The organism is Arenimonas sp. (assembly GCF_035312645.1).
GTDB lineage: Bacteria > Pseudomonadota > Gammaproteobacteria > Xanthomonadales > Xanthomonadaceae > Arenimonas.
The window spans coordinates 16,705-35,663 of the sequence record NZ_DATGBO010000148.1 but is presented as its reverse complement, the minus strand read 5'-3'; the positions used below and the strand labels follow the sequence as shown (position 1 = coordinate 35,663).

16 protein-coding genes are annotated in these 18,959 nt (G+C 63.5%); 5 read left to right on the top strand and 11 right to left on the bottom strand.

What is annotated here, in order from left to right; all coding sequences use genetic code 11:
• Positions 1-33: 33 nt before the first annotated feature.
• The 4 genes from VKM35_RS13595 to VKM35_RS13580 form a co-directional block, all read right to left on the bottom strand.
• Entirely contained in the window at positions 34-1,404 is a 1,371-nt protein-coding gene (locus VKM35_RS13595; protein ID WP_324321646.1) for a pyridoxal-phosphate dependent enzyme, read from the bottom strand.
• A 148-nt stretch (positions 1,405-1,552) separates the two neighbouring features.
• Positions 1,553-1,771 carry a YdcH family protein gene (locus VKM35_RS13590; RefSeq protein ID WP_324321645.1) on the bottom strand — a complete coding sequence of 73 codons (219 nt, stop codon included), beginning with the start codon at positions 1,769-1,771 and terminating at the stop codon, positions 1,553-1,555.
• Between the two features lie 372 nt (positions 1,772-2,143).
• Entirely contained in the window at positions 2,144-3,259 is a 1,116-nt protein-coding gene (locus VKM35_RS13585) for an OmpA family protein (protein WP_324321644.1), read from the bottom strand.
• The gene (locus tag VKM35_RS13580; protein WP_324321643.1) at positions 3,256-3,627 is read right to left on the bottom strand and encodes a DUF4398 domain-containing protein; all 372 of its coding nucleotides are present in this window, start codon (positions 3,625-3,627) and stop codon (positions 3,256-3,258) included. Before VKM35_RS13580 ends, VKM35_RS13585 begins: the two co-directional genes overlap by 4 nt.
• Before the next feature lie 91 nt (positions 3,628-3,718).
• Here VKM35_RS13580 and VKM35_RS13575 point away from each other — a divergent pair, with 91 nt between their 5' ends.
• A complete protein-coding gene (locus VKM35_RS13575) occupies positions 3,719-4,825 on the top strand; it encodes a PilT/PilU family type 4a pilus ATPase (protein ID WP_324321642.1) in 1,107 nt (368 codons plus the stop codon).
• Positions 4,826-4,852: 27 nt separating this feature from the next.
• Here VKM35_RS13575 and maiA read toward each other — a convergent pair whose 3' ends face one another.
• The 5 genes from maiA to hppD all read right to left on the bottom strand — a co-directional run bounded on the left by maiA (position 4,853) and on the right by hppD (position 9,678).
• Positions 4,853-5,521, bottom strand: coding sequence for a maleylacetoacetate isomerase (gene maiA / locus VKM35_RS13570; RefSeq protein ID WP_324321641.1), 669 nt, complete (start codon positions 5,519-5,521; stop codon positions 4,853-4,855).
• 111 nt (positions 5,522-5,632) lie between these two features.
• Entirely contained in the window at positions 5,633-6,640 is a 1,008-nt protein-coding gene (locus VKM35_RS13565) for a fumarylacetoacetate hydrolase family protein (protein ID WP_324321640.1), read from the bottom strand.
• A 94-nt stretch (positions 6,641-6,734) separates the two neighbouring features.
• Positions 6,735-8,021, bottom strand: a complete 1,287-nt coding sequence (gene hmgA, locus VKM35_RS13560) for a homogentisate 1,2-dioxygenase (RefSeq protein ID WP_324321639.1) — start codon at positions 8,019-8,021, stop codon at positions 6,735-6,737.
• A 21-nt stretch (positions 8,022-8,042) separates the two neighbouring features.
• Positions 8,043-8,441, bottom strand: a complete 399-nt coding sequence (locus VKM35_RS13555) for an endonuclease domain-containing protein (protein WP_324321638.1) — start codon at positions 8,439-8,441, stop codon at positions 8,043-8,045.
• A gap of 133 nt (positions 8,442-8,574) precedes the next feature.
• A complete protein-coding gene (hppD, locus tag VKM35_RS13550) occupies positions 8,575-9,678 on the bottom strand; it encodes a 4-hydroxyphenylpyruvate dioxygenase (RefSeq protein ID WP_324321636.1) in 1,104 nt (367 codons plus the stop codon).
• A gap of 92 nt (positions 9,679-9,770) precedes the next feature.
• Between hppD and VKM35_RS13545 the strand changes: the two genes are divergently transcribed.
• Positions 9,771-10,241 carry a MarR family winged helix-turn-helix transcriptional regulator gene (locus VKM35_RS13545; RefSeq protein WP_324321634.1) on the top strand — a complete coding sequence of 157 codons (471 nt, stop codon included), beginning with the start codon at positions 9,771-9,773 and terminating at the stop codon, positions 10,239-10,241.
• A gap of 102 nt (positions 10,242-10,343) precedes the next feature.
• Here the strand turns inward: VKM35_RS13545 and VKM35_RS13540 are convergent, their stop codons facing one another.
• Positions 10,344-11,852 (bottom strand): oligopeptide:H+ symporter, encoded by a 1,509-nt coding sequence (locus VKM35_RS13540; protein ID WP_324321633.1) that lies wholly within the window; start codon positions 11,850-11,852, stop codon positions 10,344-10,346.
• A 140-nt stretch (positions 11,853-11,992) separates the two neighbouring features.
• Positions 11,993-12,853 carry a tryptophan 2,3-dioxygenase gene (gene kynA, locus VKM35_RS13535; protein ID WP_324321631.1) on the bottom strand — a complete coding sequence of 287 codons (861 nt, stop codon included), beginning with the start codon at positions 12,851-12,853 and terminating at the stop codon, positions 11,993-11,995.
• 155 nt (positions 12,854-13,008) lie between these two features.
• Here kynA and VKM35_RS13530 point away from each other — a divergent pair, with 155 nt between their 5' ends.
• The 3 genes from VKM35_RS13530 (at position 13,009) to VKM35_RS13520 (ending at position 18,954) form a co-directional block, all read left to right on the top strand.
• The gene (locus VKM35_RS13530) at positions 13,009-16,662 is read left to right on the top strand and encodes a lamin tail domain-containing protein (RefSeq protein ID WP_324321629.1); all 3,654 of its coding nucleotides are present in this window, start codon (positions 13,009-13,011) and stop codon (positions 16,660-16,662) included.
• A gap of 238 nt (positions 16,663-16,900) precedes the next feature.
• Positions 16,901-17,974, top strand: a complete 1,074-nt coding sequence (gene pdhA, locus VKM35_RS13525; protein WP_324321627.1) for a pyruvate dehydrogenase (acetyl-transferring) E1 component subunit alpha — start codon at positions 16,901-16,903, stop codon at positions 17,972-17,974.
• The gene (locus VKM35_RS13520; RefSeq protein ID WP_324321626.1) at positions 17,974-18,954 is read left to right on the top strand and encodes an alpha-ketoacid dehydrogenase subunit beta; all 981 of its coding nucleotides are present in this window, start codon (positions 17,974-17,976) and stop codon (positions 18,952-18,954) included. Before pdhA ends, VKM35_RS13520 begins: the two co-directional genes overlap by 1 nt.
• Positions 18,955-18,959 lie beyond the last annotated feature (5 nt).

Genomic DNA, 18,959 nt, shown 5'->3' with positions numbered 1-18,959 from the left:
AGGGAGATCGCGGTCAGGGAGATTGCGGCAAGGTCATTGCGCGCGGCGGCGCAGGTAGTTGAGCAGGTCGATGCGGGTGATGAGGCCGAGGAATTTCGCGCCGTCCATAACGATCGCGACCTGGCCGCGATCGAACACCGGCAGCAGGGACTCCATCGATGCGGTGACGTCGAGCACGTTGAGCTTGCTGACCATCGCCGTCGCGACCGGATCCTGGAAGCGCTTCTCGTCGCCGTAGACATGCAGCAGCACATCGGATTCATCGACGATGCCGACGATCTTCTCGCCATCCATCACCGGCAACTGCGAGACGTCGTACATCTTCATGCGCTGGTAGGCGACGGTGAGCGTGTCGGCCGGGCCGACCACGACGGTGTCGCGCTGCGCGTACGGGCGCAGGATCAGATCGCGCAGATCGCCGGTTTTCGGGCGATCGATGAAGCCGTTGTCGAGCATCCAGTAGTCGTTGTACATCTTCGACAGATACTTGTTGCCGGTGTCGCAGACGAACACAACCACTTTCTTCGGCGTGGTCTGCTCGCGGCAATATTTCAACGCCGCCGACAGCAGCGTGCCGGTCGAGGAACCGCCGAGCACGCCTTCCTTGATCAATAGTTCGCGACCGGCGAGGAAGCTTTCCTTGTCGGTGATCGCGTATGCCTTCTTGACGCGGGTGAAATCGGAAATCGAGGGCAGGAAATCTTCGCCGATGCCTTCGACCAGCCAGCTGCCGGACTTGGTGCTGAGTACGCCTTCGTTGATGTATTGCGTGAGGATGGAGCCGACCGGATCGGCAAGGATCAATTCCACCGCTGGCGCCGCCTTGGCGAAGAAGCGCGACAAGCCGGTCATCGTGCCGGAGCTGCCGCAGCCGAACACGATGGCGTCCATCTGGCCATCCATCTGCCGCCAGATTTCGGGGCCGGTGCCGGCTTCGTGCGCGGCGGGATTGTCGGGATTGCCGAACTGGTTGATGAAGTAGGCGCCGGGCGTATCGGCGGCGAGCTTCTCGGCCATGTCCTGGTAGTACTGCGGATGGCCCTTGGCGACGTCCGAGCGGGTCAGCACGACTTCGGCACCCATCGCGCGCAGGTTGAAGATCTTCTCGCGGCTCATCTTGTCGGGCACGACCAGAACGAGTTTGTAGCCTTTCTGCTGCGCCACCAGCGCCAGGCCGATGCCGGTATTGCCGGCGGTGCCTTCGACCAGGGTGTCGCCGGGTTTGATCTTTCCGGATTTCTCCGCGGCCTCGATCATCTTCAGACCGATGCGGTCCTTGATCGAGCCGCCGGGGTTCATGCATTCGAGCTTGAGGTACAGCTCGCACAAGCCGGTATCGAGATGCTGGGCTTTGACGATCGGAGTTTCGCCGATCAATTCGAGGACGCTTTGATGGACCGTCATGGGGCGCTGCTGCGCTGGTTTGGCCTGCTGGCCGACGATCGATTGTAGCGCGGGGCCTTTGCCCCGGGGTGCGCTGGCGCGGCCAGCGGCGATGCTGGGTGGCGGCGGCCCGACGAGGAGGGCCGCCGCCACCACGGCGGTGAAATCGTCAGTGATGCTTGGCGTCGTACATGCGCAGGAGGCGATCCTTGGCGTAAAGCTTTTCGCGCTTCATCCGCGCCAGGGTGTTGTCGTCGAGGGGAAGCACGCCCAGTTCGGCATCCAACACCTGTTTGTCGAGTTCGCGGTGACGGTGATAAAGCTGACGGAATTCCGGGTCGGTCTTCATCATCGTGTCCACTTCGTTTTGTGGTTGCTCTTCAAACATCGTTGACCTCCTTCAGAAACACGAACGCCCAAGCGGTCAGGCCTGGGCGTGTGGATTGAAATGAAAGGTCAGGTCTTCAGCACGGCCATCCCGGAAATATGCCTCCGCCTCGTGCTTTGAGGCGGCGCTTTCCGCGGGGACGAGGTCTGCTTTCATCGGCCTGGCTCGGTTGTCCACGCGGCGACGCGCCCCATGGAACCCCGAAGCTACTCCCGGGTTTCCGGGGCCGCAAGATCTTTTTTAAGCCATTGTTTCACAAGGCAATGGGGAGATTTTCCGGGTGAATTCAGCCCGCTTCAGCAGGCCCAAAAAATTCAAGCACTTAGCCCGTACGGCGGTCCAGGTGGTCGGGCAAGCGCTTGTTTTTACGGGCTATTCGACGATGATTTCGACGCGCCTGTTCCGCGCCCTGCCGGTCTCGCTGGCGTTGTCGGCGATGGGGTCCGCCTCGCCGCGGCCGATAGCCCGGATGCGTCCGGCGGGAACCCCGTTGGCGACCAGGACCTGGCGCACGGCCTCGGCACGCTGCCGCGACAACGTCAGGTTCGCCGCCTCGCTGCCTTGGCTGTCGGTATGGCCTTCGACGCGAATCGAGCCATTGCCGATCTTGTCGGCAAGGCGCTGCAGGCTGGCCTGACCGGTCGCCGTGAGGTTGGCCTTGCCGGACGCAAATGCGGTGCCGGGCAAGGTGAAGAACGGCCGGACGCGCGGGCCACTTGGCGCAGGTGGCGCTGATGGCGCAGGCGTCAAGATCGATGTCGCGGTCGGTTTGCTCGCTGCGACGGGCAAGCCCGAGGCATCCGGCTTGCCGGTCGTCGCTGGTTTGCCGGTCGCGGAGGGCTTGCCGGTCGACGCCGGCTTCGCGCCGGTCGCTTCGCTGCCCATCGAATCGGCGGCGACCGCTGCGGCCAACGCGGCCTCCTTGCGCGCCAATGCGGTTTCCTTGGCGCGGGCATCGGCGAGCTTGCGGGCTTGCGCGGCCTCGGCGGTCGCGGCATCGGCGGTGGCGACCGTGGCCTGACGCTCGCTCTCGTTGCTCTGGGCGAGGCGTTCGGCCTCTTCCTCGCGCGCCAGGCTTTGCAGGCGCAGGCGATCGGCCTCACGACGGGCCATCTCGGCATCGCGTCGGCTGGCCTCGATCGTGATCTGGTCGCGCTCGCGATCGAGTTGCGTCGATTGCTGGAGCAGCAGTTCGGCCTGGGCCGCATCCTGGGCCGCCTCGACCCAGCGATTGGCCAGGAACAGCGCATGTTCGCGATCACGCGATCGCGCCGCCTGCAATCCGACCAGGGCTTGCCGCGCCTTGAGCCGCTCCAGGCCGGCCAGATCGGCCAGCGCCGGATCGCGATCGAGTACCGCGAGTTGCTCGCTCAGGCGCGCGACATCAGGATCGACAGCGTCGGCGGCCACCCCTCGACCCGGGACCAAGAGCAGCACCGCCAGCAGCACGGCAAGGAGACGAGCATCCGGGAAGACATGTCGGGTCATTGCTGCGGCACCGAAAGCAACTGGCGGCGCAGATCGGCATTGCGCGCGGATTTTTCGTCGACTTCCTGGCGGGCCGCGTCCAGGCGCGCGCGGGCGTTGGCCAGGTCGGCGGCGGCATGAGCCTCGTCGGCCCAACGCTGGGCGTCCTTGTATTTTTTCTTGAGCATCGCGGCCTGCGCCTGATCATGCAGTTGCTGCGCTTCAGCCAGTGCCTGTCCGGCATTTCCGCGCGGGTTGGCACGTTCGGCGGCGGCGATGGCGGCTTCGGCGGCAGCCATTTCCGCGCTCGGCGGCGTGGCCGCGGAGACGGTCGCGCTGATCGCCCAGAGCGTCAGGGCAAGATAGATTTTTCTATGGGATAGTGTCATAAGGCGCATTCGCGGATAGCTTATACGCGGTATTGTCAGTAGCCGCCCAGCCCCGTGCAACGGGCGGCCCAGGGAAACGAAGGAATCGAAAATGGACATCGGCTACTTCCTAAAGCTAATGACGGAAAAGAACGCCTCGGACATGTTCCTGACCACGGGCGCGCCGGTCTACATCAAGGTGGAAGGAAAGCTGTATCCCCTCGGCAATACCGGACTACCCGCCGGCATGGTCAAGAAGATCGCCTACTCCCTGATGGACGAAGGCCAGGTTCCGACCTTCGAGCGCGACCTCGAATTCAACATGGCGATCGCGGTCAAGGACGCCGGCCGCTTCCGCGTCAACTGCTTCAAGCAGCGCGGCGAAGTGGGCATGGTGATCCGCGCGATCAAGAGCGAAATCCCGAACATCGACCAGCTCAAGCTGCCGGCGGTGCTCAAGGACATCGTGATGGAACAACGTGGACTGGTGCTGGTGGTCGGCTCGACCGGCTCGGGCAAGTCCACGGCGCTGGCGGCGATGATCGACCACCGCAATTCCAACAACACCGGTCATATCCTCACCATCGAGGATCCGATCGAGTTCCTGCACAAGCACAAGAAATCCATCGTCAACCAGCGCGAAGTCGGCCTCGATACCCACGCCTTCCACAACGCGCTCAAGAACGCCATGCGTGAGGCGCCGGACGTGATCCTGATCGGCGAAATCCTCGACGCGGTCACCATGGAATCGGCGATCGCCTTCGCCGAAACCGGTCACCTGTGCCTGGCCACGCTGCACTCCAACAACGCCGACCAGACGCTGGACCGCATCCTGAATTTCTTCCCGGAAACGGCACACAAGAACGTGCTGATGAACCTGTCGCTGAACCTCAAGGCAGTCATCTCGCTGCGCCTGGTCATCGGCAAGGACGGCAAGCGCCTGCCGGCCAGCGAAGTGCTGATCAACACGCCGATGATCCGCGACCTGATCCGCCGTGGCGAAGTGCATGAGGTCAAGCAGGCGATGGACACCTCGCTGCAGGAAGGCATGCACACCTTCGATCAATCGCTGTTCAAGATGTTCAAGGACGGCAAGATCGAACTCGAGGAAGCGCTGCGCAAGGCCGACTCGCGCGACGGCCTTGCCCTGAAGATCCGCCTCGCCGAAGGCGCGACCGGCGAGCACGACCCCTACGCGGACATGTACGGCACGACCTGACGGTCTGCCGCTCCCGCCCGCCGCGGTTTACGTCGCGGGCGCATCCGGTTGTTTCTCCGGCCGCGCGGCATCGAACGCCGGCAGCTCCAGGCAGTGCGCATTGATCCGCGCAATGGTCGGATACGGCTTCATGTCCACGCCGAAACGGTTGGCGTTGTAGACCTGCGGCACCAGACAGCAATCGGCCAGTGACGGCGCCTCGCCTTCGCAGAAATCGCCGGTGGAAGGATTGTCGCCAAGCACGTGTTCGAGCGCGTCCATGCCCGTGCCGACCCAATGCCGGACCCAGGCATCGCGCGCTTCCTGGCTGGCGCCGAAGTGCTGCTCGAGATATTGCTGCACGCGCAGGTTGCCCAACGGATGGATGTCGCAGGCAATCAATTGTGCGATCGCGCGCACCTGCTGACGATCACGCGCCACCGCAGGCATCAGCGCCGGCGCGGTCGCCCAGGTTTCGTCGATGTATTCGATGATCGCCTGCGACTGTCGCAGCACGCGATTGCCGTGCAGCAGCACCGGCACCAGTTCCTGCGGATTGACCTCGCGATAGGCCGGCGTGTGCTGCTCGCCGCCGTCACGGACCAGATGCACCGGCAGGGTTTCGTATTCGAGACCCTTGAGGTTGAGCGCGATGCGAACGCGGTAGGCTGCGCTGGAGCGCCAGTAGGAATAGAGCCGGACTGCATCTGACGTCACGGGAAACCTCCACTGCGCGGGCGGGCCGCCAGACGGGCCCGCATCGATCTAGCCTACACCCGCCGGAGCAGGTGCGGTCAACCGGCCAGACGCAGGGACTGAAACAATGGATCAGCCGCCGGGCTCGGCCTGCACGATGCGCTGTTCGATCGCGCCGAATACCGATGCACCGTTGCGATCAAGCATCTCGATGCGCACCGTGTCGCCGAAGCTCATGAATGGCGTGACCGGCTTGCCGAGCTCGAGGGTCTCGACCGTGCGCTTCTCGGCGAAACACGACGCGCCCAGCGAGGTGTCCTCGTTGGCGACCGTGCCCGAGCCGACGATGGTGCCGGCCGACAACGGCCGCGTCTTCGCCGCATGCGCGAGCAACTGCGCGAAATCGAATTGCATGTCGATGCCCGCTTCCGGCGCACCAAACCATGTGCCGTTGATATGCGTGAGCAAGGCCAGATGTACCTTGCTGCCCTGCCAGGCATCGCCGAGCTCGTCGGGCGTGACGAACACCGGGCTCAACGCCGAACGCGGCTTGGACTGCAGGAAGCCGAAACCTTTCGCCAGCTCGTTCGGGATCAGGTTGCGCAGCGACACATCGTTGACCAGACCGATCAACTGGATATGCGCCGCTGCCTGCGCCGGCGTCACCGCCATCGGCACATCATCGGTAACGATCACGACCTCCGCTTCGAGATCGATACCGTAAGCCGCATCGGGCACGCGCACCGGATCGCGCGGACCATAGAAGCCGGCACTCACCGCCTGGTACATCAGCGGATCGGTGTAGAAACTTTCCGGCACCTCGGCGCCGCGCGCCTTGCGCACGCGCGCGACGTGCGGCAGATAGGCCGAACCGTCGACGAACTCGTAAGCACGCGGCAGCGGCGCAGCAAGCGCGGCGAAATCCATCGCGAATACCGGCTCGCCATTGATCGTTTCGGCATTGCTGCCATTGAGCGCTTCCGACAATGCATTCAGACGCGGCGCCGTCGACTGCCAATCTTCGAGTGCGCGCTGCAGCGTCGCTGCGATGCCGGTCGCCTTGACTGCACGTGACAGATCACGCGACACCACGACCAAGGTGCCGTCGCGTCCGCCTTCCTTGAGTGAAGCTAGTTTCATGTCGATTCCGGTTGGTTCGCGCGGTGCGCGGCTTGGGTTGTTGTCGCGTTCTTGATGGTGCAGGGGATGCTTTCGCAGGCATGTGCGAAGCGCGCTACGGCTTGAAGCTCTTCCTCAGGCCCTGCCAGCAATGGTGATAGTCGCGCTGCAGCGTATCCGATGCCAGCGCCTGCGCGGTCGGACGGATCACCGCGCGCGTTTCGAACATGAAAGCCATGGTGTCGGCGATCACATGCGGCTGCGTGAGATCGGCACCCGAAGCCTTGTCGAACGTCTCCGCATCCGGGCCGTGCCCGCTCATCGAGTTGTGCAGCGAGGCGCCGCCGGGCAGGAAACCTTCGGCCTTCGCGTCGTACACGCCGGCGATCAGCCCCATGAACTCGCTGGCGATGTTGCGATGGAACCATGGCGGCCGGAACGTGTCCTGCGCCACCAGCCAGCGCGGCGGGAAGATCACGAAATCCAGGTTCGCCGTTCCCGGCGTATCGCTGGGCGAGGTGAGCACGGTGAAGATCGACGGATCCGGGTGGTCGAAGCTGATCGATCCGATCGTATTGAAGCGGCGCAGATCGTATTTGTACGGTGCGTAATTGCCATGCCAGGCAACCACGTCCAGCGGCGAATGATCGATCGCCGCGCGCCACAGCCGGCCCTGGAATTTCGCGATGAGTTCGAACTCGCCTTCGTCTTCTTCAAACGCAGCCACTGGTGAGAGAAAATCGCGCGCGTTGGCGAGACCATTCGAACCGATCGGACCGAGGTCGGGCAGGCGCAGCGCAGCGCCGAAATTTTCGCAGACGTAGCCGGTCGCTTCGTTGTCAGACAACTCGACGCGGAAACGGATGCCGCGTGGAATCACCGCGATTTCCTGCGGCTCGATGGCGAGCACGCCAAGTTCGGTGGCGATGCGCAGGCGACCCTGCTGCGGAACGATCAGCAGTTCGGCATCAGCGTTGTAGAAGAAGCGGCCCTGCATTGAGCGATTGGCGGCATAGACATGGATGCCGATGCCGATCTGTATCGCTGCGCTGCCATTGCCGGCGACAGTGAACAGGCCATCGATGAAATCGCTGGCCGCGGTCGGAATGGATTGCGGATTCCAGCGCAGCTGGTTCGGCGTCGCAGGTTGTTCGTCGAAGCGATTATGGAAGGCGCCGTCTTCGAGCAGCGCGAACGGCGCATGCATCGCCGCCGGCCGGATGCGGTACAGCCAGCTGCGGCGATTGCTGTGGCGTGGCGCGGTGAACGCGGTCCCGGACAACTGCTCGGCATACAGCCCATGCGCGACACGCTGCGGCGAGTTGCGTCCCTCAGGCAAGGTGCCCGGCAGCGCCTCGGTGGCGAACTCATTGCCGAAGCCGGATTGGTAGGAAAGCGTCATGCTGAAAACTCCGTTACTCAACTACTCCCCTCTCCCACCGGGAGAGGGGCTGGGGGAGAGGGTCCGGCGCTGCGTCGCTTCGAAGATGGCCTCGAGCACTGCCTCCTTCTCTCCCAACATCTCATTATTCCAGAACCTCAACACGCTCAAGCCCTGCGCAACCAGGAACTCGGTACGTACCGCATCGCGCCAGACCTCATGCTGCCCACCATCGATCTCGACCACCAGCCTTGCCGCATGGCAGTAAAAATCCACGATGTGCGGTGGCAAGGGATGCTGACGTCGCCACTTCAATGCCTGAAAGCGTTTCGCCCGCAGGTGATACCAGAGCAATCCTTCGGCATCCGTGCCGGTGCTGCGCAACTGGCGGGCGAAGGCCAGCGTTCGGCGCGGGAGCGGCGGTTTGATCGGGCGGGACATCCCGACACCCTCTCCCCTGCCCCTCTCCCGACCGGAGAGGGGAAGAGCCAAAGCTCGCGTCATGCTTTTCCGCACTCCGCACTCCACTCACCACTCACCACTCACCACTCACCACTCACCACTCACCAACAAATCAGAGCACGCCGCGGCGCATCTGGTCGCGCTCGATGCTCTCGAACAGCGCCTGGAAATTGCCTTCGCCGAAGCCCTCGTTGCCCTTGCGTTGGATGATCTCGAAGAAGATCGGGCCGATCGCGTTCTGGGTGAATATCTGCAGCAGCTTGCGCTGCTTGGTTTCCAGGTCGGCGTCGATGAGAATCTTGTTCTTGCGCAGGCGCGGCACATCCTCGCCATGGTTTGGAACGCGCACATCGATCACGTCGAAGTAGGTATCGGGCGTGTCGAGGAATTCGCAACCGGCCGCGCGCATCGCTTCCACCGTCGTATAGATGTCGTCGGTGAAGCAGGCGATGTGCTGGATGCCTTCGCCGTGGTACGCGTCGAGGTATTCGTTGATCTGGCTTTTCGGATCGGACGATTCATTGAGCGGAATGCGCACCATGCCGTCGGGGGCGGTCATCGCTTTCGATACCAGGCCGGTCTTGGCGCCCTTGATGTCGAAATAGCGGATCTCACGGAAGTTGAACAGGCGCTCGTAGTAGTCCGACCACTTCTGCATGTTGCCGAAGTAGAGATTGTGCGTGAGGTGGTCGATGAAGGTCAGGCCGAAGCCCGCCGGATGCTGATCGGCGCCTGGGATCGGCTCGTAATCGGCATCGAACACGCTGCCGGCCGACCCATACAGATCCACCAGATACAGCATGCAGTCGCCGATGCCCTTGATCACCGGCGACGACACCACCTTGCTGCCCGGTTTGTGCGAGATCGCTTCGCCGCCGTTGCCCAGCACGGTGGCGAGAACTTCGGTGCCCGGCTTCTGGAAGCGGATCGCGAAACCGCAGGCGCTGGGGCCGTGCGCCTTGGCGAAATCGGCGGCGAAGGAATCGGGGTCTTCGTTGATCACGAAGTTGACCAGGCCCTGACGGTAAACGGTGATCGCGCGCGTCCTGTGGCGCAGCACGGCGCTGAATCCCATGCGCTTGAACAATGCGTGCAGCGGCGCGGCATCGGGCGCCGCGAATTCGACGAACTCGAAACCGTCGATACCCATCGGGTTGGCGAAGGTGGTCGGCTGCATACCGAGGTTCGGGGCCTTGGAATCAAGCTGGGCGCTCATGGTGCAACTCCTGCGGGACGGCTTGCGATCGAGACCCGGATTATATAGTTTCATATGAAACCATTGGCAAGCCGGGCCGGAAGAACACGAAAATGAACAAGAAAGCCGCGCCCGAACACGCCGTCCTCGAGCTCGACCGCTTCCTGCCGTACCGCTTGTCGGTGCTGTCGAACCGCATCAGCCAGGATATTGCGCAGCTGTACGGCGAACGCTTCGACCTGAATGTCACCGAGTGGCGGATCCTCGCGGTGCTCGGCCGCTATCCGGACCTCTCCGCCAACGAAGTTGCCGAACGCACGGCGATGGACAAGGTCGCGGTCAGTCGCGCGGTCACGTCATTGCTCGCCAGTGGCCGCCTCAAGCGGCAGTTGCATGGCGACGATCGCCGTCGCTCGGTGTTGAAATTGTCGGCGAAGGGCTATCGCGTCTACGACGAAGTCGCGCCGCTGGCACTGGCCTACGAACGCCGCCTGCTGGAAGGCCTGCGCGACGACGAACGCGCCGCCCTCGACCGCCTGCTTACACGCATGGCCGAACGCGAGATCGCGACGCGCGAATCCTAGGCACGCGCCGCGCAGCGCATTTGCGCTAATGCGATTTCCCGAAGGCAAAAAGAAAACGGCGACCCGAAGGTCGCCGTTTCTCTTTGTACTTGCTACGCCGGATCACTTCACGCCGTGCATCAACTTCTGGATCAGCGGCGCGATCAGGAACAGCACCACGCCGCCGATCACCAGGATGTAGAAGCCCTGCGTGTAGCCGCTGCGCGCGGATTCCACCGTCATGCCGGTGTCGCCGCTGATCATCGCGGCGTAGATGCCCGACAGGTTGTTGCCGATGCCGGTGGACAGGAACCAGCCGCCCATGCCGAAGCCGACCAGGCGCAGCGGCGCCAGCTTGGTCACCATCGACAGGCCAATCGGCGACAGGCAGAGCTCGCCGACCGACTGGATCACGTAGACCATGAACAGCGTCCAGAACGGGATCTTGCCGTCGCTGGCCACCAGCGAGGACAGGGCGAACCAGAGCAACGCGAACGCCACGCCGTTGAAGATCAGGCCGAGGCCGAACTTGCGCGGAATGGACGGATTGGCGCGGCCCAGCTTCACCCATATCCAGGCGATGATCGGCGCCAGCGCGATGATCGCGATGGAATTGACTGACTGGAACCAACCGGTCGGGAAGGTCCAGCCGCTGAGGTTGCGATTGACGATCTCGTCGGCGAGGAAGGTGAACGAGCTGCCTGCCTGTTCGAAAAACATCCAGAACAGGATGTTGAACACGAAGATGATCAGCATCGCGATGGTCTTGTCGCGCGACACCGCGCCCTCGCGTACGCCTTCGACCAGCAGCAGTCCGCACAACGCCACGAACATCGGCGTCAGCACCCACCACTGCAGGGTTTCGGCCGGGATCGAAAGCAGGAAGTAGATGCCCGGGATCGCCACCAGCGCGCCGGCCAGCACATACAGCACGTTGCGCTTGCCGCCCTCGCCGCCCGGCGGCCGGCCGATGCCACCCAATTCGCGGCGGCCGTACCAGAACCAGATCAGGCTGATCAGCATGCCGATACCGGCGGTGATAAAGACCACCTTGTAGGCCGGCAATGCCGCAGTGCCGCCCATCAGGCGCGCCGCCAGCGCCGCGGTCAGGATCGGTGCGATGAAGGCACCGAGGTTGATGCCCATGTAAAAAATGGTGAAGCCGGAATCGCGGCGCTCGTCACCGGGCGCGTAAAGCTTGCCGACCATGGTGGAGATGTTCGGCTTGAACAGGCCGTTGCCGGAAATGATCGTGGCCAGGCCGAAGGTGAAGACTTCCTTGTTCGGCATCGACACCATGAACAGGCCGATGGCCATGATCACCGCGCCGAGCAGGATGCTTCGCTGATAACCGAGCACCCGGTCGGCGACATAGCCGCCGAAAATCGCCGCCGCGTAGACCAGTGCGAGGTAGGCGCCATAGAGCTTGCTGGCAGGATCCTGGCCGGCGCCCGCGCCGCCGTAGAACTGCGTGACGATGTAGAGCACGAGCGCCCAACGAATACCGTAGAACGCGAAGCGCTCCCAGAACTCCGTCATGAACAACATCCATAGCGGCTTGGGATGACCCATCACCTGCTTGAACTCTGGAATTTCTGCGCTCGTGTCGAGCGCGGTGGCGGCACCGCTCATGCGGCTTCTCCCTGGAAAACGTCTGGTTGGAATGAGTGGATCAACAACTGCGACCGGGCAAAGCGCCAGTCACAAGCGCGCCAAGGTGTAACCGCTGGGCGTTGATCCGTCAAACCTGAATGGGATATTGCGCCGCAGCATCACGCCTGCGCGGTGAGCTGCGTGCGCACCTCGAACAGCTCCGGGAAGAAGGTCAACTCCAGCGCCTGCTTGAGGAAGGCGACGCCGGAACTGCCGCCGGTGCCGCGCTTGTATCCGATGATCCGCTCCACCGTCTTCATGTGCCGGAAGCGCCACAACTGGAAATTCACTTCGACGTCCACGAGTTGTTCGCACAGGTGGTAGATGTCCCAGTTGCCATCGGGGTTTTCGTAGATCGCCTGGAACACCGGCAGCAGGCCAGGATGGCTCGCGTAAGGCAACGACCAGTCGCGTTCGATGCATTCGGTCGGAATCGCCAGACCGCGCCGCGCGAGGTGGCGCAGGAATTCGTCGTACAGGCTTGGTGCCTGCAAGGTTTCGCGCAGCTGCGCCTGTGCCGCTGGCTCATGCGCGAACACGCGCAGCATGTCGGCGTTCTTGTTGCCGAGCAGGAATTCGATGCGGCGGTATTGCGCCGACTGGAAACCCGAGGCCGGCCCGAGCACATGCCGGAAGCTCAGGTAGTCGCTGGGCGTCAATGTTTCCAGCACCGACCATTGTTCGGTCAACTGCCGCTGGATGTGCTTCACACGCGCGAGGATCTTCAGACAGGGATCAAGATCGTCGCGCTGCAGATGCTCGATCGCCGCGGTCAATTCGTGGATCACCAGCTTCATCCATAACTCGGAAGTCTGGTGCTGGATGATGAAAAGCAATTCGTCGTGCTGTGGCGGATCGGTCAGCGGGATCTGCGCCGACAGCAGCGTGTCGATCTGAAGATAGCCGCCATAGCTCAAGCGATCCTTGAGGTCCGTGGTTATTCCTTGCTCAATCGGACGCTGGTTCGGGGGCTGGGACATGGACTCGCGGCGCTGTCGGAATGCGGGGGAGGCAAGGTTAGCGCATTCGCCCCTTTGCATACTGCGCTGTGTCATGCAATCGTCTTCGGACAAACCGTACCATCAGGTACTTGCGCCGGCTGTTGCCCGGCCTTTGCAAACCCCGGGGAAAATCCATGTTCGATCCGATGCGCCGCAGCCTGTGGCTGTCCGTTGTTGTGCTCGCTTTGCTCGCACCCTGCGCGCAGGCACAAGTAGTGATCAGTCAGGTGTATGGCGGCGGCGGCAATTCCGGCGCGCAATACAAGAACGATTTCATCGAGCTGTTCAATGCCGGCGCGACCACGGTCAGCCTGAGCGGATACTCGGTGCAATATTCCTCGGCAACAGGCACCACCTGGGCCAAGACCGATCTCACCGGCAGCCTGAGCCTGGCTCCGGGCCAGTACTTCCTCGTCCAGGAAGCGGCTGGCGCTGGCGTGCAGCCCGCGCTTCCCACACCCGATTCGACGGGCACTTTGGCGATGTCGGGCACGACCGGCAAAGTTGCCCTGGTCGCCAACGGCACCCTGCTCTCGGGCGCCTGCCCCGCCGCAGTGGATATGGTTGGCTTCGGCCCCACCGCCACGTGCCCGACCACACCGGCGGCGCCGACAGCCCTGCTTTCGAACAGCACCGCCGCCATTCGCAACAGCGCCGGCTGCGCCACCAACACCGGCAGCAGCAGCACGGATTTCACCATTGCCGCCCCGACGCCGCGCAACAAGGCGGCAACACTCAATCCCTGCGCCGGCAGCGGCGGGCCGCCGAACCTCAGCATCGATGACGTCAGCGTCGTCGAAGGCGATGCCGGCAGCCACGTCGCGACCTTCACCGTCAGCCTCAGTGCTGCCGCGCCAGTAGGCGGCGTCAGTTTCAATATCGCCACCGCTGACGGCTCGGCCACCACCGCCGACAGCGACTACGTCGGCCGCGCATCCAGCAGCCAGAGCATCGCCGCCGGCAGCAGCAGTCTCACCTTCGCCGTCACCATCAACGGCGACACCGCCGTCGAAAGCAGCGAAACCTTCCTGGTCAACATCGACAGCGTAGTCGGCGCCAATGCTACCGACGTTCAAGGTCTGGGCACGATCCAGAACGATGACTTCATAATCCTGCCGATCCACGCGATCCAGGGCAGCGGTTCGGTCTCGCCGTTCGCGGTCAACACCATCATCGCCACCGAAGGCATCGTCACCGCGCGCACCTCGAACGGCTTCTTCATGCAGGCCCCGGATGCCGAGGCCGATGCCGACGTCGCCAGTTCCGAAGGCGTGTTCGTGTTCACCAGCGCCGCGCCGCCTGCCAGCGCCGCAGTCGGCAATCGCGTTCGCGTCAACGCCTCGATCGACGAATACAACCCCGGCGGCCAGTTGCCGCTGACCGAACTCAAGAACGCCACGGTGATCCAGCTGAGCACGGGCAATACTCTGCCGAGCGCGATCGTGCTCACCGACGCCGATGCCAACGCCGACAGCCCGCTCGAACAACTCGAACGCTACGAAGGCATGCGCGTCAGCATCCCGACGCTCAATGTCGTCGCACCCGCCGACGGCAACATCAACGAAGCCAGTGCGACCTCGACCGGCAACGGCATTTTCTATGGCGTGCTGCCCGACGTCGCGCGCCCGATGCGCGAAGCCGGCATGGACGTGCTCGATCCGACCGTGGTGCCGCCGGGCGTGGTGCCGCCGCGCTTCGACCACAATCCCGAACTGATCCGCGTGCGCAGCACCGGCCAGACCGGCGCGACCGCGATCAATGTCGACGTCGGCGATAGCGTCACCGGCATGACCGGCGTGCTCGATTACGGCTTCGGCGCCTACACGATGACGCCCGATCCGGGCACCGGCACGATCACGCTGGGTTCGGTGGCGACGGCGGTATCGGTCAAGGCCGACGATGAAATCACCATCGGCGGATTCAACCTGCTGCACTTCTTCGATGACGTGGCCGACGGTGACGGTGCCACCAAGCTCACCACACTCGCCTATCAGAACCGCCTGAAGAAAACCGGCAACGCGATCTGCGCCTTCACCCGCAATCCCGACATCCTCGGCGTCGTCGAAGTCGAACACATCAAGGCGCTGACCGAACTCGCCGCCAGCATCAACAACCACGACGGCAACATCCTGTTCCCGAACAGCTGCAGCGAAAACCCCGTCTATCAGCCCTATTTGTTCGAAGGCAACGACGTCGGCGGCATCGACGTCGGCTTCCTGATCAAGACCGAGGAAGTCGCACCGGGCAAGCCGCGCGTGGAAGTGCTGAGCATCGAGCAGATCGGCAAGGACGTGGATTTCGTCAACCCCGACAACAGCTCCGGCGGCAAGCTCAACGACCGCCCGCCGCTGGTGCTGCATGCGCGCATCAATCACGCCAACGGCGCCAGCCAGACCATCACCGTGATCGCCAACCACCTGCGTTCGCTGATCGATGTCGACAGCACGGTCGCCGGCAGCAATGGCTGGCCGACGCTTGGTGATCGCGTGCGCGGCAAGCGTGCGCAACAGGCGCTGTACCTGGCGCAGTTGATCCAGGGTTACCAGACCGCCAACCCGAGCGAGAAGATCGTGCTGCTCGGCGATTTCAACGCCTTCGAATTCAACGACGGCTTCGTCGACAGCATGGGCATCATCACCGGCCGCGCCGCCGCCGCGAGCGAGGTGATCCGCTACGTCGCCAGCCCGATCACCACGCCGCTGACCAACATGGCTTCGCTGTCGAAAGCCGACGAGCGCTACTCGTTCTCCTTCGACGGCAACGCGCAATCGCTCGATCACATGGTGGTCAACCAGGCCGTGCTTGACGGTTTCGCCGGCGTACGCAGCGAACACGCCCGCATCAATGCCGATTTCGGCATCGACAACTACGGCGACTTCACCATTCCGGTGCGCGTGTCAGATCACGACCCGGTGGTGCTGTTTCTGACCGAAGCGAGTTTCGATACCGCCGACCTGGATGTGTCGTTGAAAGCGACAGCCGCACAGGTGATCGCCGGAAATTCCGCGCAATTCACCGTGCACGCCGGCAACCGCGGCATCGACACCGCGCATGGCGTCAAGCTTGACTTCTCGATCGCGGTATTGCCGGCCACGGTCAGCGTCACGCCGGCCGCTGGCTGGACTTGCGGCGCGCCCGTTGCCGATGGCGCAAGCGCGACGCTGGTGCATTGCAACCGCGATGATTTCGACAGCGGCAGCAACGACGACTTCACCGTCAACGTGAGCACGGACGTCAGCCAGAACGGCAGCAACCTCAGCCTCGGCGCGGCGATCAGCAGCTCCGCCACCGACCCGGCGCCGGGCAACAACAGCGCTTCGGCCAATGTCGCGGTAGTTACCGGTACCGATCTACGCGTGGCGATCATCGGACCGAAGGGTGGCGCCCTGAAGATCGGCCAGACCGCGCACTACCAGATCTCGGTCGAGAACGCCGGCGGTTTCGCGGCCGAACTCGGTTCGTTCCAGGTCACCGTGAACCTGCCGCAATCGGCGCTGAGCTGGGCGGTGGTCGATGGCAACGACTTGAACGAATGTTCGGTGATCGCCGATTCACCAGAAAGCAGCACCGTGTATTGCGATCTCGCCGCGACCTACCCGCCCGGCGCGCACAACACCATCGGCTTCGATTTCACGCCGCAGTTCGCCGACGGCAATGCCGATATCGTGTTCGAGGCCAACACCAGTGCGCTGACCTCGGATCCCGATGCCGGCAATAACTTCGCTTCGCTGACCCTGCGCGTGCCGGGCCACAGCGTGCCGAAGCAACCGGTCGATCGCGGCAACTGATCGCCGCGGCAATGTGTCAGGAAAAACGCGGCCTTGGCCGCGTTTTTCTTTTCTGCGGTGGATGTCGCCGGCTCGACGGAAAAGTCGCCAGCCGCGGATCGCCCGGCTGCCGATATCGCCATGCAAAATGCGCGCCGACGCCGCTCCGGCGTCTGCAGAAACCAAGGTTTTCCCTTCCGGGGTTGCCAGTCCCCCGGCGCGGGCTGGTATCGTTGGCCGGTTGCCAAGGAGCCTGGGCATGCCCACCGTAGCCACGTTCGAAATCGAATACCTGCAATACCTCGGCGCCGATGGCCGCCTGGTTCGCGATGATTTGCCCGAGTTCGCCCAGGACAGCAAGAACCTGGTCGAGCTGTTCAAACAGATGTTGCTGGTGCGCAGCTTCGACACCAAGGCGGTGGCGCTGCAACGTACCGGCAAACTCGGCACGTATGCCTCCTGCCTCGGCCACGAAGCCACGCACATCGGCATCGGCACCTCTATGCAATACGACGATGTTTTCGCGCCCAGTTATCGCGAGTACGGCGCGCAGATCGTCCGCGGCGTGAAGCCGCGCGAGATCCTGCTGTATTGGGGCGGCGACGAACGCGGCAACGATTTTTCCGGCCCGCCGCACGATTATTCCTGGTGCGTGCCGATCGGTACGCAATGCCTGCACGCCGCCGGTGCGGCGCTGGCGTTCAAGCTGCGCGGCGAGCCGCGCGTCGCGGTCGCCTGCGTCGGCGATGGCGGTTCGTCGAAGACCGACACCTACGCCGCGATCAATTCCGCCGGCGCGTTCACCCTGCCTTTCATCCAGTGCATCATCAACAACCAGTGGGCGATCTCGGTGCCGCGCAGCGCCCAGACCGGCGCGAAGACGCTGGCACAGAAAGGCCTCGCGGGCGGACTGGACTGCCTGCAGGTCGATGGCAACGACATCATCGCGGTACGCGCGGCGATGGATCACGCGCTCAAACGCGCACGCAACGGCCACGGCGGCAGCACGATCGAATTCGTCACCTATCGCCTGTCCGACCACACCACCGCCGACGACGCCCGTCGTTATCGCGGCGACGAGGAAGTGAAGGCGGCCTGGGAACGCGAGCCGATGTCGCGCCTGCGCACCTACCTGATCGGTCTCAAGGTCTGGAGCGAAAAAGACGAAGCCGCGTGGAAGGAAGAGTGCAATCGCCTCTCCGACATCGAGGTCAATGCCTATCTTGAAACCAAGGTGCAGCCGGTGACCGCGATGTTCGATTACCTGTATGCCGAATTGCCGCACGACGTCGCCGCGCAACGTGCGGAAGCGTTGAAGTGGGAGGCGCGCTGATGGCCGCGATCACTCTCATCGAAGCGATCACCCAGGCGCTGGCTTGGGAACTCAAGCACGACGCCAGCGTGGTCGTGCTGGGCGAGGATGTCGGCGTCAACGGCGGCGTGTTCCGCGCCACCGCCGGCCTGCTGCAGACATTCGGCGCGCAGCGCGTGATCGATACACCACTCGACGAAACCACGATCGCCGGCCTCACTGTCGGCCTCGCCACGCAGGGCATGAAGCCGGTGGCGGAAGCGCAGTTCGATGGCTTCATGTATCCGATGGTCGACCATATCGTCTGCCACGCCGCGCGCTTCCGCTATCGCACCCGCGGCCGCCTGACCTGCCCGATGGTGCTGCGCGTGCCTTGGGGCGGCGGCATCCGCGCGCCGGAACATCACTCGGAAGCGAACGAAGCGATCTTCACCAACGTGCCCGGCCTGCGCGTGGTGATGCCGTCGTCGCCGCAGCGCGCTTATGGTTTGCTGCTCGCGGCGATCCGCGATCCCGATCCGGTGATTTTCTTTGAGCCAAAACGCATCTATCGCCAGTACAAGGAAGAAGTGCCGGATGACGGCGAAGCCTTGCCGCTCGACGTCTGCTTCGTGCTGCGCGATGGCAGCGATGTCACCCTCGTGACTTGGGGCGCGCAGGTGAAAGAAGCACTGGAGGCCGCCGACGCGCTTGCGCTTGAAGGCATCTCGGCGGAAGTCATCGACGTCGCCACGATCAAGCCGCTGGATTTCGACACCATCCACGAATCGGTGAAAAAGACCGGGCGTTGCGTGATCGTGCACGAGGCGCCGCGCACTGCCGGCTTCGGTGCGGAAATCGCAGCGCAGCTGGCCGAAAAGGCGATGTTCGACCTGGTTGCGCCGGTCGAACGCGTCACCGGTTACGACACGCACATCCCATTGTTCCGCCTGGAAATGAAATACCTGCCCAGCGTGGAAAAAATCGTCGCCGCGGCCAAGCGCACGCTTGCCGCCAGTTGAGGTCC

Coding starts and splice junctions, on each gene's coding strand:
- VKM35_RS13595 (WP_324321646.1), bottom strand. CDS start 1,404: ATGACGGTCCATCAAAGCGTCCTCGAATTGATCGGCGAAACTCCGATC.
- VKM35_RS13590 (WP_324321645.1), bottom strand. CDS start 1,771: ATGTTTGAAGAGCAACCACAAAACGAAGTGGACACGATGATGAAGACC.
- VKM35_RS13585 (WP_324321644.1), bottom strand. CDS start 3,259: ATGACCCGACATGTCTTCCCGGATGCTCGTCTCCTTGCCGTGCTGCTG.
- VKM35_RS13580 (WP_324321643.1), bottom strand. CDS start 3,627: ATGACACTATCCCATAGAAAAATCTATCTTGCCCTGACGCTCTGGGCG.
- VKM35_RS13575 (WP_324321642.1), top strand. CDS start 3,719: ATGGACATCGGCTACTTCCTAAAGCTAATGACGGAAAAGAACGCCTCG.
- VKM35_RS13565 (WP_324321640.1), bottom strand. CDS start 6,640: ATGAAACTAGCTTCACTCAAGGAAGGCGGACGCGACGGCACCTTGGTC.
- hmgA (WP_324321639.1), bottom strand. CDS start 8,021: ATGACGCTTTCCTACCAATCCGGCTTCGGCAATGAGTTCGCCACCGAG.
- VKM35_RS13555 (WP_324321638.1), bottom strand. CDS start 8,441: ATGTCCCGCCCGATCAAACCGCCGCTCCCGCGCCGAACGCTGGCCTTC.
- hppD (WP_324321636.1), bottom strand. CDS start 9,678: ATGAGCGCCCAGCTTGATTCCAAGGCCCCGAACCTCGGTATGCAGCCG.
- VKM35_RS13545 (WP_324321634.1), top strand. CDS start 9,771: ATGAACAAGAAAGCCGCGCCCGAACACGCCGTCCTCGAGCTCGACCGC.
- VKM35_RS13540 (WP_324321633.1), bottom strand. CDS start 11,852: ATGAGCGGTGCCGCCACCGCGCTCGACACGAGCGCAGAAATTCCAGAG.
- kynA (WP_324321631.1), bottom strand. CDS start 12,853: ATGTCCCAGCCCCCGAACCAGCGTCCGATTGAGCAAGGAATAACCACG.
- VKM35_RS13530 (WP_324321629.1), top strand. CDS start 13,009: ATGTTCGATCCGATGCGCCGCAGCCTGTGGCTGTCCGTTGTTGTGCTC.
- pdhA (WP_324321627.1), top strand. CDS start 16,901: ATGCCCACCGTAGCCACGTTCGAAATCGAATACCTGCAATACCTCGGC.
- VKM35_RS13520 (WP_324321626.1), top strand. CDS start 17,974: ATGGCCGCGATCACTCTCATCGAAGCGATCACCCAGGCGCTGGCTTGG.